The 12,885-nt window shown below is 69.4% G+C and carries 10 protein-coding genes; 4 read left to right on the top strand and 6 right to left on the bottom strand.

Going from position 1 to position 12,885, the window contains the following annotated elements; all coding sequences use genetic code 11:
* Positions 1–171: 171 nt before the first annotated feature.
* Genes IG04_RS0113185 through IG04_RS0113175 form a run of 3 tightly spaced genes read right to left on the bottom strand, consistent with a single transcriptional unit; the run spans position 172 to position 3,123 of the window.
* Positions 172–1,668, bottom strand: coding sequence for a tripartite tricarboxylate transporter permease (locus tag IG04_RS0113185; protein ID WP_030476901.1), 1,497 nt, complete (start codon positions 1,666–1,668; stop codon positions 172–174).
* Entirely contained in the window at positions 1,661–2,152 is a 492-nt protein-coding gene (locus tag IG04_RS0113180) for a tripartite tricarboxylate transporter TctB family protein (RefSeq protein ID WP_030476900.1), read from the bottom strand. Before IG04_RS0113180 ends, IG04_RS0113185 begins: the two co-directional genes overlap by 8 nt.
* Positions 2,149–3,123: a Bug family tripartite tricarboxylate transporter substrate binding protein gene (locus IG04_RS0113175; RefSeq protein WP_030476899.1), complete on the bottom strand. Its 975-nt coding sequence runs from the start codon at positions 3,121–3,123 to the stop codon at positions 2,149–2,151. The genes IG04_RS0113180 and IG04_RS0113175 overlap by 4 nt, the downstream gene beginning before the upstream one ends.
* A gap of 203 nt (positions 3,124–3,326) precedes the next feature.
* Between IG04_RS0113175 and IG04_RS0113170 the strand changes: the two genes are divergently transcribed.
* The 4 genes from IG04_RS0113170 (at position 3,327) to IG04_RS0113155 (ending at position 6,818) form a co-directional block, all read left to right on the top strand.
* On the top strand, positions 3,327–4,835 hold the full coding sequence (locus IG04_RS0113170; protein WP_245816372.1) for an ATP-binding protein: 1,509 nt from the start codon (positions 3,327–3,329) through the stop codon (positions 4,833–4,835).
* Complete coding sequence (locus IG04_RS0113165) at positions 4,832–5,503, top strand: response regulator (protein WP_030476897.1); 672 nt, start codon at positions 4,832–4,834, stop codon at positions 5,501–5,503. The genes IG04_RS0113170 and IG04_RS0113165 overlap by 4 nt, the downstream gene beginning before the upstream one ends.
* 78 nt (positions 5,504–5,581) lie before the next feature.
* Positions 5,582–6,190: a LysE family translocator gene (locus IG04_RS0113160; RefSeq protein ID WP_030476896.1), complete on the top strand. Its 609-nt coding sequence runs from the start codon at positions 5,582–5,584 to the stop codon at positions 6,188–6,190.
* A 19-nt stretch (positions 6,191–6,209) separates the two neighbouring features.
* Positions 6,210–6,818 carry a LysE family translocator gene (locus IG04_RS0113155; RefSeq protein ID WP_030476895.1) on the top strand — a complete coding sequence of 203 codons (609 nt, stop codon included), beginning with the start codon at positions 6,210–6,212 and terminating at the stop codon, positions 6,816–6,818.
* On the opposite strand, the gene IG04_RS0113150 is transcribed toward IG04_RS0113155, so the two are convergent.
* The 3 genes from IG04_RS0113150 to IG04_RS0113140 form a co-directional block, all read right to left on the bottom strand.
* Complete coding sequence (locus IG04_RS0113150; protein WP_030476894.1) at positions 6,815–8,980, bottom strand: ATP-binding protein; 2,166 nt, start codon at positions 8,978–8,980, stop codon at positions 6,815–6,817. The two genes, IG04_RS0113155 and IG04_RS0113150, sit on opposite strands and share 4 nt — an antisense overlap.
* A gap of 75 nt (positions 8,981–9,055) precedes the next feature.
* Positions 9,056–11,536: a DUF2156 domain-containing protein gene (locus tag IG04_RS0113145; RefSeq protein ID WP_157512914.1), complete on the bottom strand. Its 2,481-nt coding sequence runs from the start codon at positions 11,534–11,536 to the stop codon at positions 9,056–9,058.
* A complete protein-coding gene (locus IG04_RS0113140) occupies positions 11,503–12,801 on the bottom strand; it encodes an alpha/beta hydrolase (RefSeq protein ID WP_030476892.1) in 1,299 nt (432 codons plus the stop codon). Before IG04_RS0113140 ends, IG04_RS0113145 begins: the two co-directional genes overlap by 34 nt.
* Between the last annotated feature and the right edge of the window lie 84 nt (positions 12,802–12,885).

The raw sequence follows: 12,885 nt of genomic DNA, 5'->3' as shown, positions 1-12,885 counted from the left end.
GGTGACAGCAGCCCGGCTACTTCAAAGGGCCGTTCTGCCAGGGGCAGAAAGAGGCGTCAGATGATGGCAGGCTGGCAGTGACTGCCAAACCGCGGCGGAACTGTGGGTCCGCCACGGCGGCAAGGCCGATGCGTTCGAACTGTACGAACGGGCGCTTGCCGCCGTGCGCGGTCAGACCGTCACCTCGGACTTCTTGCGGCGCAACCGAAGCACCACCGCGACCACCAGAAGCACGACGAGGATGCTGTAGGCGACCGCCGCGAACGGACTCGTCACCAACGCGCTGAGCTTGCCCTCGCTGATCTGCAGCGTGCGCCGGACCTGTTCCTCCGCCATCGGCCCGAGGATCAGGCCGACGACCAGCGGCGCGACCGGATAACCGTGGCGCCGCATGAAGAAGCCGATCACACCGATCACCAGCAGCACGATCAGGTCGTCCACGACGAAGTTCACCGCGTAGGTGCCCAGCGCCGCGAACAGCAGGATGCCCGCGTAGAGGTACGGCCGCGGGATCTGCAGCACCTTCACCCAGATCTTCACCAGCGGCAGGTTCAGCACGAGCAGCATCACGTTGCCGATGTAGAGCGACGCGATCAGCGCCCACACCATCGGGCCGTTGTTGGTGAACAGCAACGGCCCCGGCTGGATGCCGTAGCTCTGGAACGCGGCCACGATCACCGCCGCCGTGGCGGTCGTGGGCAGCCCGAGCGTCAGCAACGGCACCAGAACGCCTGCCGCAGCGGCGTTGTTGGCCGCCTCCGGACCGGCCACGCCCTCGATCGCGCCCTTGCCGAACTCCTCGGGCCGTTTCGAGAGCTTCTTCTCCGCCGCGTACGACAGGAACGTCGACACGTCCGCGCCACCGGCCGGCACGGTGCCGATCGGGAAGCCGATGAACGTGCCGCGCAGCCACGGCTTCCACGAGCGCGCCCAGAAACCACGCGTCATCCACTTGCCGCCCACGGGAATCACCTCGATCGGCCCGTGCCGCAGCCGCGACGCCACGTACAGCGCCTCGCCGACCGCGAACACGCCGACCGCCACCACGACCACGTCGATGCCGTCGGACATCGTCGCCACCCCGAGGGTGAAGCGCTGCTGACCGGTCAGCGTGTCGGTGCCGACGAGCCCGATGAACAGGCCGAGTCCCAGCGACGCCAGGCCCCGCACGGGAGAGGAGCCGAGCAGTGCGGCCACGGTCGTGAACGCCACGACCATCAGCGCCACGTAGTCCGCCGGACCCAGCTGCACCGCGAGGTCCGCGATGACCGGCGCCAGCAACGTGAGCAGCACCGTGGCGATCGTGCCCGCCACGAACGAGCCGATGGCGGCCGTTGCGAGCGCGGCGGCACCGCGCCCGGCCTTGGCCATCTTGTTGCCTTCCAAGGCAGTGACGATGGAGGCCGACTCGCCCGGTGTGTTGAGCAGGATCGACGTCGTCGAGCCGCCGTACATGCCGCCGTAGTAGATGCCGGCGAAGATGATCAGCGCCGCCGTCGGTTCCAGCGTGTACGTCAGCGGCAGCAGCAACGCCACCGTCATCGCCGGCCCGATGCCCGGCAGCACGCCGACGGCCGTGCCGAGCGTGACGCCCAGCAGCGCGTACAGCAGGTACTCGGGTTGCGCGGCGGTCGCGAAACCCTCCAGCAGCATGGTGATGCTATCCATCGAGGAACGGCACCCCTTCGAAGATCCCGGCGGGCAGCGACAGGCCCAGGCCGTACGCGAACACCACCTGCACGAGCAGCGCCAGCACCACCGCGATCGGCAGCGCCCTCCACCAGGTCGCGCCCAGGGTCCAGGCCGCGCCGAAGAACAGCAGCGCGGCCGCGACCGGCCAGCCGACCACGTCGATGAGCACCAGGTGCACGATCAGCACGGCCACCAGCTTGGCCACGGTGAGCCAGTCGGTGCGGACGTTCTCGTCGACGTCCTCGGCGTCCTCGGCCTGGCCGAGCTTGCCGCGGGCGGTCGCGATGATCGCCGCGATGCCCGTCACGACGAGCAGAATCCCCACCGCGTATGGGAACGCGCGTGGTCCAACGACGTTGTCGTCACGCCCGGCGATCGTGGTCGCGTCGACCAGGGTGAAGACCCCGACCGCCGCGACCAGACCGCCGAACGCGTACTCCTCGGCTTTTGCTGCAATCACTTGACGAGCCCGATGTCCTGCAGTGCGGGCTTCACCCGGCCGATCTCCTTGGCCATGAACGTGGAGAACTCGCTGCCGGTCAGGAACGTGTCCGTCCAGCCCTTCTTGGAGAGCTCGTCCTTCCACTGCTGGCTCGCGTGCATGTCGGTGACCAGCTTGGTCAGCCGCTGCTTGGCCTCGGCCGAGATCGAGGCGGGCGCCACGACGCCACGCCAGTTGATCAGCTCGACGCCCAGGTCCTTGAACGTGGGCACGTTCAGGTCGGGGACCGGGTTCGGGCCGGACGTGCCGAGCGCGCGCAGCTTGCCCGCCTTGATCTGCTCCTTGTACTCGCCGACGCCGGAGATGCCCGCGTCGACCTTCTTGCCCAGCAGCGCCGCCAGCGACTCACCGCCGCCGGAGTACGGCACGTAGTTCAGCTTCGCCGGCTCGATGTTCTTCGCCTTGAGCAGCAACCCGGCGAGGATGTGGTCGGTACCGCCGGCCGAACCGCCGGTGATCGAGACGCCCTTGCCCTTCTCGGCGACCGCGGCCAGCAGGTCGTCGATCGTCTTGTGCGGCGAGTCGGCGGGCACCACGACGACCTCGTCCTCGGCCGTCAGCCGGGCGATCGGCGTGGTCTCCTCCAGCCGGGCCGCCGACGCGTTGGTCTCCACCGCGCCGACCATGACCAGGCCGGTGATCATCAGGAACGACTCGGAGCGCTCGTTGAGGAGCTTCTGCAGGCCGACCGTCCCGCCCGCGCCGCCGACGTTGGTGACCTGCACCGAGTTGGCGAGCTTGGCGCCGGTCACCGCCGACTGCATCGACCGCGCCGTCTGGTCCCAGCCACCACCGGGGTCCGCGGGCGCCATGATCTCCAGCTTCGCGATGGAGTCACCGCTGCTCGCGCTCTTGGCCCCCTGACCGCATCCTGCGAGCACCAGTCCGGTGGCGGCGACCGCCACCGCTCGTCTCCATGCCGTACCCATCGAGTACTCCTCGCTTCGTTGCGAACGTTGGGCGGGGACGCTAGGTAACGGCCGTGCGGCTCGTAAGGCTTAGGTCGTAAGTTCCGTATTGGTCGTTTAGTTCGTGACCTGTTTCACAGCTGATGCGTCAGAATCCATCCATGTTCCGTCGGTCTGTTTCGTTTGGGGCTTTGCTTCTGGCGTTGCAGGTGGTCATCGTGCTCATGACCACCTGTGCGGCCGGGCTGCTCGCCGCCAAACTGCAGAGCGACCGGATCCGCGACTCCTACAAGGACCGGATGTTGTCCGTCGCCGAAAGCGTGGCGCGGCTACCGACGGTGATCGAGGCGTTCGGCTCGGTTGACCCGCCCGCGACGATCCAGCCCCTGGCCGAGCTGATCCGCAAGGCGTCCAACGTGACGTACGTGGTGGTCACCGACCACAACGGGGTCCGTTATGCCCACCCCGACCCGAAGCGGATCGGCGAGCGCGTGTCGACCGACCCGACCAGCGCGTTGTCCGGCGAGGTCTTCGTCGGCACGGAGACGGGCACGCTCGGCACGTCGCTCCGCGCGAAGGTGCCGGTGCGGACGGAGGACGGGCGCGTCATCGGCATGGCGTCGGTCGGCATCCTGGAGAGCCAGCTCTCGGCCGACCTCGCCGAGGACCTGCCGGAGCTGATCGGCTGGCTGGCGGCGGCCGCGCTGGTCGGCGTGCTCGGCGCCGCGTTGATCACGCAGCACGTGCGGCGGCGGACGTTCCGGCTCGAACCGGCCGAGATCGCGCAGCTGCTCGAGACCAGGGACGCGATGCTGCACGGCATCCGCGAAGGTGTGGTCGCCGTGGACGACCAGGAGAAGCTGGCGCTGGTCAACGACGAGGCGCTGCGGTTGCTGGGTCTGGCCGAGAACCCGAGCGGACGCCCGGCGGCGGAGGTGCTCGACGCCGGTCTGCTGGACCTCGCCCGTGGTGACGACGACGTCGCGGACCGGCTCGTCCTTGCCGGGGAACGGGTTCTGGTCGCGAACCGGATGACGGCCAAGACGAACGAACGCGCCGTCGGCGTCGTGCTGACGTTGCGCGATCGGACAGAGCTGCACGACGCGTTGCGCGAGCTCGACGGGCAGCGCACCGTCACGGAAGCGCTGCGCGCGCAGGCCCACGAGTTCTCGAACCACCTGCACGTCATCGGCGGTCTTTTGGATCTGGACCGCGGCCCGGACGCCGTCGCCTACATCGAACGGGTCGGTGGCGCCGGCTCGGTCACGGCCGACATCATCGACGGAGCGAACGCCGATCCCGCCCTGGCGGCGTTGTTGCTGGCAAAATCCTCCACCGCGCACGAACGAGGTGTGGAGCTCCGGCTCGATCCCGGCAGCTCCGTCGACATTCGTGCGGGCGACGACGCGTTGACCGTGCTGGGAAACCTGGTCGACAACGCGGTCGACGCCGTGGAGACCGGTGGAACCGTGCGGGTGCTCGTGCGCTCGTCGGTCACCGGAGTGCGGGTGGTCGTGGACGACGACGGGCCGGGAGTGGCGGAGTCGCAACGCGGCCGCATCTTCGACCTGGGCGTGAGCTCCAAGGACGCCCAGGGCGCGCACGGCAGAGGAATCGGACTTGCATTGGTGTCGAGGGTGGTGACCCGGCGCAGTGGCCGGGTCGCGATCACCGACTCGGAACTCGGCGGCGCGTCGTTCGACGTGTGGCTGCCGGAAACGGGGAACCGATGAGCGTGCGAACGCTCGTGGTCGACGACGACTTCGCCGTGGCGGCGATCCACCGCGGGTTCCTGGAGGCGATGCCCGAGTTCGAGGTGGTCGGCGAGGCCCACCGCGGTGGTGAGGCGTTGCGGGCCGTGGAGGCGTTGCGGCCGGACCTGGTGCTGCTCGACATCCACCTGCCGGACATGTCCGGGCTGGAGGTGCTGTCACGGCTGCGCGCCCGCGGTGGGCCGCCCGTGGACGTCATCGCGGTGACGGCGGCACGCGAACGGGAGACCGTGCGTCAGGCCATGTCCCGCGGAGTCGACAACTACCTCGTCAAGCCGTTCACGCGCACGGCGTTCCTCGACCGGATGCGGGAGTACCTCGCGCAACGGATCGAGGTGCAGCGGCTGGGGCAGGTGCTGGACCAGGACCAGGTCGACTCGCTGATGCACCACCGGCCGAGGACTCCGGCCATGCCCAAGGGACTGTCCGCCGTGACGTTGCGGCTGGTGACCGATGCGTTGCGGGACAGCGCGAACGACCTGTCGGCCCAGGAGGTCGGCGATCGGGCGGGGCTGTCCCGCGTGAGTGCCCGCCGCTACCTGGAGCACCTGGTGACCATCGGCAAGGCGGAGGTGCAACCGCGGTACGGCATGGCGAACCGCCCGGCGCACGGTTACCGGCTGACCTGAGCGCCCCGGCGTCGTGCCGGTCCTGTCGGGTGTGTTAATTCTTCTGGTGGCGCCGTTCTTCCGTGTTCTCATGGCGTCATGTCGACCACCGCCCTCCTGAGCTTCACGCTCGTCGCGTTGCTGACGGTCATCACGCCGGGCCTCGAGACGCTGCTGGTGTTGCGCACGGCCCTGCTGGTCGGCCGGCGCACGGCCATGGGCGTCGTGGTGGGCAGCACGCTGGGCTGCCTGGCGTGGGCGGTCGCGGGCCTGGTCGGCCTGACAGCGCTGCTGCAGGCGTCCGAACTGGCCTACGACATCGTGCGCTGGCTCGGCGCGGGATACCTGATCTACCTGGGCGTCAAGGCGTTGTGGCAGTCCAGGCGTCCCGTCGAGATCGACGAACCCGCGCCCGTGCCGTCGGTGCGCGCGGCCGTCCGGGTCGGACTGCTGACGAACCTGCTCAACCCGAAGCCGGGCGTCTTCTACATCTCGCTGCTGCCCCAGTTCCTGCCGGTCGGCCGGCCCGCGTGGGGCGCGGTGCTCGTGGCCATCCACCTCGGCATCGGGCTGGTGTGGTTCCCGATCCTGATCACGGCGGCCGGCCGGGCCCGTGCTTTCCTGCTGCGGCAACGGCTTCTGCTGGACCGGTTGTCCGCTTCAGCGCTGATCGCGTTCGGCTTGAAGACGGCGGCGGACGCGCGGTGACGTGTGATGTGATGTCCGCATGTCGGCCGCCGCGCTCCTGAGCTTCTCGCTCGTCGCACTGCTCACCGTCCTGACACCCGGTCTGGACACGGTGATGGTGTTGCGCACTGCGTTGCTGAGCGGCAAACGCGCGGCGATGGGCGTGGTCCTCGGCATCACACTCGGCTGCCTGGTCTGGGCGGTGGCGAGCCTCGCGGGCCTCACCGCGCTGCTGCAGGCGTCCGAACTTGCCTACGACATCGTGCGCTGGCTCGGCGCCGCCTACCTGATCTACCTGGGCGCCAAGGCTTTGTGGAACTCCCGGAAGGCCGTGTCCCTCGAGGACTCCCGTCCGGTGCCGGGCGCGGGGGCGTCGTTGCGCGCCGGACTGCTGACGAACCTGCTCAACCCCAAGGTCGGCGTCTTCTACCTGTCGCTGCTGCCGCAGTTCATGCCCGCCGGTGAGCCCGCGTGGGGCGCCGTACTCGTCGCCATCCACCTCGGGCTCGGCCTGGTGTGGCTGCCGATCCTCATCGCGGTGGCCGGCCGTGCTCGTGCTTTCCTTTTGTGCCAGCAGGTTCTGCTGGACCGGCTGACGGCGTCCGTGTTCGTCGCGCTGGGACTGAAGCTGGCGTTCGAGGCGCGCTAACGCTCCCCGGTGACCGAGCGGTGCCAGGCCGCGAGCGCGACCCTGCTCGGCAGGCCGAGCTTCACCCGGATGTTGACCACGTGCCGGTCCGCGGTGCGCGGCGAGATGAACAGCCGTGCCCCGATCTGCTTCGACGTGAAGCCGTCCGCGACCAGCCCGGCGATGGTGAACTCCTGCCGGGTCAGGCCGCCGGGCAGCAGCGGCTTCGCCGGTCGGCGTTCGGAGTCCGGCACCGGTTCGAGCGCGAACGCCATCGCCTGCTCCGGTCGCAGGTCGGCGCCGAGCGTCAAGATCACCTGGTAGTCGTCGCCGAGCGAGCGGCGGACGGTCCGGTCGGCGCGGTCCAGCAGCCGGTGGAACGGGCTCATGCCACCGAACGAGATTCGCGAGATCCGTTCCTGCGACCGCAGCGCGCCGAGCAGCCGTGCCGCGCGGTCGAAGGCCCCGAGTTCGGCGCACGCGCAGGCGAGCAGCCACAGACTGAACGGCGCACCCCACGTGTCGCCGAGCGTCAGCTGGATCCGCAACGCCTCGATCACCAGCGGATGCACCTGTGCCGGGTCGCCGTGCAGCAGTTCGTAGAGACCGCGATGCCACAGCCCCCAGGCGTGCGACCAGTTCACGCCGTTGCTCTCGGCCTGCCTGGCGAGCGCTGTCGTGGCCTTGTCCGCGGCTTCGGCGTCCAGCAGGAAGCACGACGCCATCGCGTGCATCAGCTCGGAGACGTAGGTGTCGCCCGGCGACGCGTACTGACGGCACAGCTCCACGACGTGCGCGTACAACGGCACACAGTCCGGTGAGCCCTCCACGAAGAAGAGATGCGTGGCCTCGGCCAGAACCAGGTGCACGTCGGTGATCGGCAGCCGCGGCAACGCACGTGCCTCGTTCATCAACGGGAACGCCACCGCCGAATCGCCACGCACCTGCGTCATGTACGCGCTGTGCGCCAGCAACGACGTCCGCAGCGGTGCCTCGGTGATCACCTCGCGGGCGGCGCCGAGCATGTCCCACGCCTGCCCGAGCATCCCCGCGAACGAGGTGAAGCGCGCCCGCTGCACGTTCATCGTCACGACCGCGCCGGCCGCGGCCAGGCCGGGTGTCCGGAGCGCGTGACCGACGGCCGCGCGGATGTTCGGCCACTCCTCCCACAACCGGCCCATCCACAACGCTTCACCCGGCGAGAACCACGAGCGGACGGCCTCGTCCACGAACTCGCTGTAGTGCACGGCGTGGCGGCGTAACGGCTCGTCCGCGTCCATCAGCAGACGAGCACCGAACTGCGACACGGTGTTCGATAATCGATAGCGGGTCTCACCGGTGACGGGGCTCGTCGTCGTCGCCACGATCGACCGGAGAACCAACGTTGACAAGGGTTTCAGCACGTCCGCGTCCGCCACCGCCTCGGCGGCGCCGAGGTCGAAGTCCGCAGGGAACACCGACAGCTGTGCCCACAACCGCCGTTCCTCGTCCGTACACTGCTGCGCCGCCCACTCGAGCACCTGCTCCAGAGAGGCGGGCTGCCGGGGCACCTCGGGAAGCACCACACCGGCCGGTAGCGCGGCCAGGAGTTCGATCGCGAGCGGCAGCCCTTCGACCGCCTGGCACAGCGTCGTGACGCAGGGTGAGCCGGGCGGCAGCTCCGCCCGGTCCAGGAACAGCTCCACCGCTTCGTCCACGCTCAGCGGCGGAACCCGCAGCAGATGCTCCCCGTAGACGCCGAGCGGCTCCCGCGAGGTGGCGAGGATCGTCAGCCCCTCGCAGTCGCGCAACAGGTGGTGCGCCAGATGCCGGACCGCCTCAAGCAGGTGCTCGCAGCCGTCCAGCACGAGCAACAAGTGCTTGTCGTGCAACGACTCCACGAGTCGGTTGAGCCCGGCCTCCGGTGAGTTGTCGACGATCCGGAGCTCGGCCGCGACGGTGCGGGACAGCGCCGCCGGGTCGTGGAGATCGGCGAGCCGCACCCGCCACACCCCGTGCTGGAACGTCCCCGCCCCAGCCAGCGCGCGTCCCGTCTCCCCGGCGATCCGCGTCTTGCCCGCACCGCCCGCACCCACCAGCGTGACCAGCCGGGATCGGCGCAGAAGTGCCTCGGCTTCGGCGAGCACCGCCCGGCGGCCGATGAACGTCGTGGTCTGGGCAGGCAGATCGCCCCGCACGGTCATCGGCGCATCTTCGCCTAGTGGTGCGGGAGTGTGATGACGAGCATCACCTCTCCACCCTTTTGGACTAGTGCCGCACTAGCGAGTTCGACCAGGCGTGGTCACGCGCTCACGCGTCCGAATGATCATCTTGGTCGCGAGCCGCAGTCCCTGCCGCGCGTTGAGGTGCGGGAGGTACGCGCGGCTCACCGCGTTCGCGATGCGCGGCAGTGCCGCCGAGTCCGGATACGCCATGAACATCGGCTGATAGGTCGGCTGGAACTTCGCCTTGAACGCGAACAGCGAGCGGAACCCGTACACCGGCTCCAGCACCTGCCCGGTGAAGTCCAGGACGCGCTGCAACGCCCGCGGCCGCTCACCGCGGTCCAGCCGCGCGAGTGGTGCCCCGGACAGGCTCAGGAACCGCGCTCCCTCGGCCTGGAGTTGTTGTGCCGCCGAGGCGATCAGGAACTCCATCGAGCCGCGGAAGCCGTGCGAGCGGCGGCGCATGAAGTCGAGCGTCCACCCGACGATCTCGCCGTCGGCGTACACCGGCAGCCAGCTCGTGATGCCGTGCACGGTCCGGTCGCCGTCCACCGCCAGCAGGCAGCGGACCCCGTCACCGGTCAGCTCTTCCAGCCCTCCCAGCGTGAAACCCATCTCCGGCAGGCCCTTGTCCGCCACCCACTCCGCCGAGATCGAGCGGATCTGGTCCGTGATCGCGTACGGCGCGTCGGCGTACGTGCACCACTCGGCGGTGATCCCGGCCTTGGTAGCCTTGTTCAGCGCCGTGCGCACGTCCTGCCACTTCTTGCCGGTGAAGCTCAGCTCGTCCAGCTCGATCATCGTGTCCTCGGCGACCTGCACCGCCGACCAGCCGAGTTCCTCCACCGCGGCTCGCGTTTCCGCGCCCACGCTGTAGAGGCACGGTGTCCAGCCGTTGCGCGCGCAGAACTCCGCGAACCCGCGCACGGCGTCCAGCCGCGCCGGGCCGATCGGATCGCCGACCGTCAGCGCGATGGTCGCCACCACGCGGTACGCGATGGCCGTCTCACCGTCAGGCGTGAACCAGTACTGGTTGCCGCGCCACGTCGTCATGTACGACAACGACGAACCGCCGTGGCGCCGCATCAGTTCACGGGCATGCGCTGCCTCCTTCTCGCACGACGACGGCCACGTCCGCCACGACGCCATGAGCAGCCCGGCCAGCACGATCAGCCAGAACACCACGCCGGTGTACTCGAACAGCAGCGTGCCGGCCAACCCCTCGGCGGAGAACCGCAGCGGCACCAGGTCGAGGTAGCCCGGCGGCAGGAACCGCGTCGGCAGGTCCGCGAGCAGCGCACCGAACCCGGGCTCCGGCGTGAACTGGTCGCGGACCAGGTACCCGCCGAAGATGTACAGCGCCGACAGCAACGCGACGCTGATCGCCGTGAACCGCCAGAACCTCACCACGGCATGCCGAGGAAGACGCACGTCGAAATGCTTGCGCGTCAACAACAACACCACGATGATCGCGAGCGGTGCCAGCATCGGCACACCGAACGAGACCGCCAGCTCCAGCACGCTCGCGTCCGGGAACTGCGCGACGTACACGACGTACGAACCGATGAACGCCGCGAACGCCACGTTGAACACGAGCGCCGCCCGCCACGCGAACCGCCGCCCGCGCCGCAGCCCTTCCGCCAGCACGAGCAGCAGCAACGCCGGCAGCAACGACATCACGAGCGCGGGGAACCGGCCGTACGACAGCTGGACCACCATCGTCCGGCACAGCTCGACCGCGTCCGAGGAGCACATCGCGTAGACGTCGTCCTGCGACGGCTGCGCGACCGCGACGACGTCCGCGAACCACCACAGCGGTCCGTTCGGGTACGGCGACATCATCGACACCACCGGCCCGAGCGCCGACGCCGCGAGCAACAACGCCACCAGCACCCGCGTCTCCTGCAGCGAACGCGCCTTGTGCACCGGCCCGCTCTTCAGGAACAGCGCTCCCACCACCAGCCCGGCCACGCCACCGGACAGTCGGAGGAGGTCTTCCAGCCAACCTGAGTACAGCGTAAGGACCAGCACCGACAAGATCATCATCAGCCGGACGCGACGCCTCCACAGCGGTGGCATCCGGAACGTCAGGGCGAGCGTCAGCCCGACCCCGCCGATCGACGGCCCCGCCGCCGACTCGCCGACGAGCGACTCGAGCCAGCCCCAGTGCAGGTCGCCGCCGACCAGCACCAGGCAGAGCCCCAGGAACGAGCCGAGCACGTGCGTGGCCAGGAAGATCGCCGCGGTGCGCAGCGCGCCGAACTCGCGCTCCGCCAGCGGTCCGGTGACGGCCAGCAGCACGGTGGTCGCGATGTAACCCAGCAGGTCCATCGACCACAGCGCCGAGGTGAGCACCGTCCACCACGGGCTCCCGGTGCCGAACCCGGTCTGCGTGAGCAGCTCGTCGCTCGCGCCGCCGATCGCCCCGCTCAACGCCCCGGCCGTCCAGAAGACGATCAGGAACGTGCACGTCAGAGGCGCGGCGCGGAACAGCCGGCCGATCATCTGACCAGCCCTGTTCGCTGCGCGAGCCACGGCAGCGACCCGAAGAGACCCTCGCGGGCCATGTTCCAGTCGTGGTTGTTCGGCAGTTCTTTCCACTGCACGTCCATTCCGGCCTTCCGGCACGCCTCGAACACCTCGGCGTCCGCCTTGCGGTACGTGACGTCGTCGCGTCCGGCGACGACCATGCCCGCCGTGTGCGGGAATCGCTGGCGCGCGAGGATGTCCATCGGGTTGACCCGGACGAACGCGGCCTCGTCGCCGTCGAACGCCGCCTTGACCGTCTCCTGCCGCGTGCCCAGCGAGGGCTCGGGCTGGGGGGCAAGGGCGACGAAGTTGCCGTACACGTCCGGCGCGCGCACGGCCAGCTGCACCGAGCACGTGGCGCCTTGGGAGAAGCCCGCGACGGTCCACGACTCCCGGCGCTCGTCGACCGTCAGCCGGTGCTTGATCCACGCGGGCACATCGCGTGCCAGATAGGTCTCCGACTGACCCAGCTTCGAGTCGAGGCACAGCGGGTTCGCGGTCGACGTGCCGAGCTGGTCGACCACCACGACGATCGGCGCGAGCCCGTCGTGCTCACGCGCGTACGCGTCGAGGTTGTCGAGGATCCGGCCACCGTCGAACCAGTCGCGTGGACTGCCCGGCTGGCCCGCCATCAGGACGATGACGGGCAGTCGCGGGCGTGGGGTCGTGTTGTAGGCGGGAGGCAGGTAGATCCACGCCGGCCGCGCCTTGAACGCGCCGGGGATCTCCGCCTCGGTGACGACGCCCTTGTCCGGCAGGTTCGCCGGCCGCTTCCAGACGTCGGCGAGCTTCTGGCCCGCGGGCACCTCGACGACGCCCGTGGGCGGGGGAGCGGCGTCGTTCAGGTCGACCCTGTCGTTCCTGAAGACGTCCAGCATCGCGCGCGTGGTGGGGTACTGCCCGAAATGGGCGTTCGTCGCGACCACCGCGCTCGCCGTCACACCCAGCGCCAGCAGGACGCCGAAGGCCCGTCCGTACCATCGGCCGGAGCGCAGCCGCACCGCTGCCAGCGTCAACGCGACCAGCGCCGCGCCCAGCCACACCGCCAGAACGACCGGCATCGGCTCCGGCCACGGTTTCCACACGTGGTCGACGACGAGCACCAGCCCGGTCACCACGAGCGCGCACGCCAGCACGACGATCGGCAGCACGCGGATCCACCACGTCCGGTTCTTCCGGATGGCCAGGTAGGTGAGCGCGAGCGCGGCTGCGGCCGTGGCGAGCTTGGGGATCGGTCCGCTTATCAGGGACAGGTCCAACGGGCTGAGCATGTCCTCAATGCTTCAGGAAGTCTTCAGGAAGCACATCGGTGATTCGTCTCGGTCCAGAGCTGTGAACATCAGCCTTAAGAATGA

Origin of the sequence: Lentzea albidocapillata (genome assembly GCF_000719115.1) — a bacterium.
Classification (GTDB): Bacteria; Actinomycetota; Actinomycetes; order Mycobacteriales; family Pseudonocardiaceae; genus Lentzea; species Lentzea albidocapillata.
This window is presented reverse-complemented; position numbering and strand designations above follow the sequence as displayed.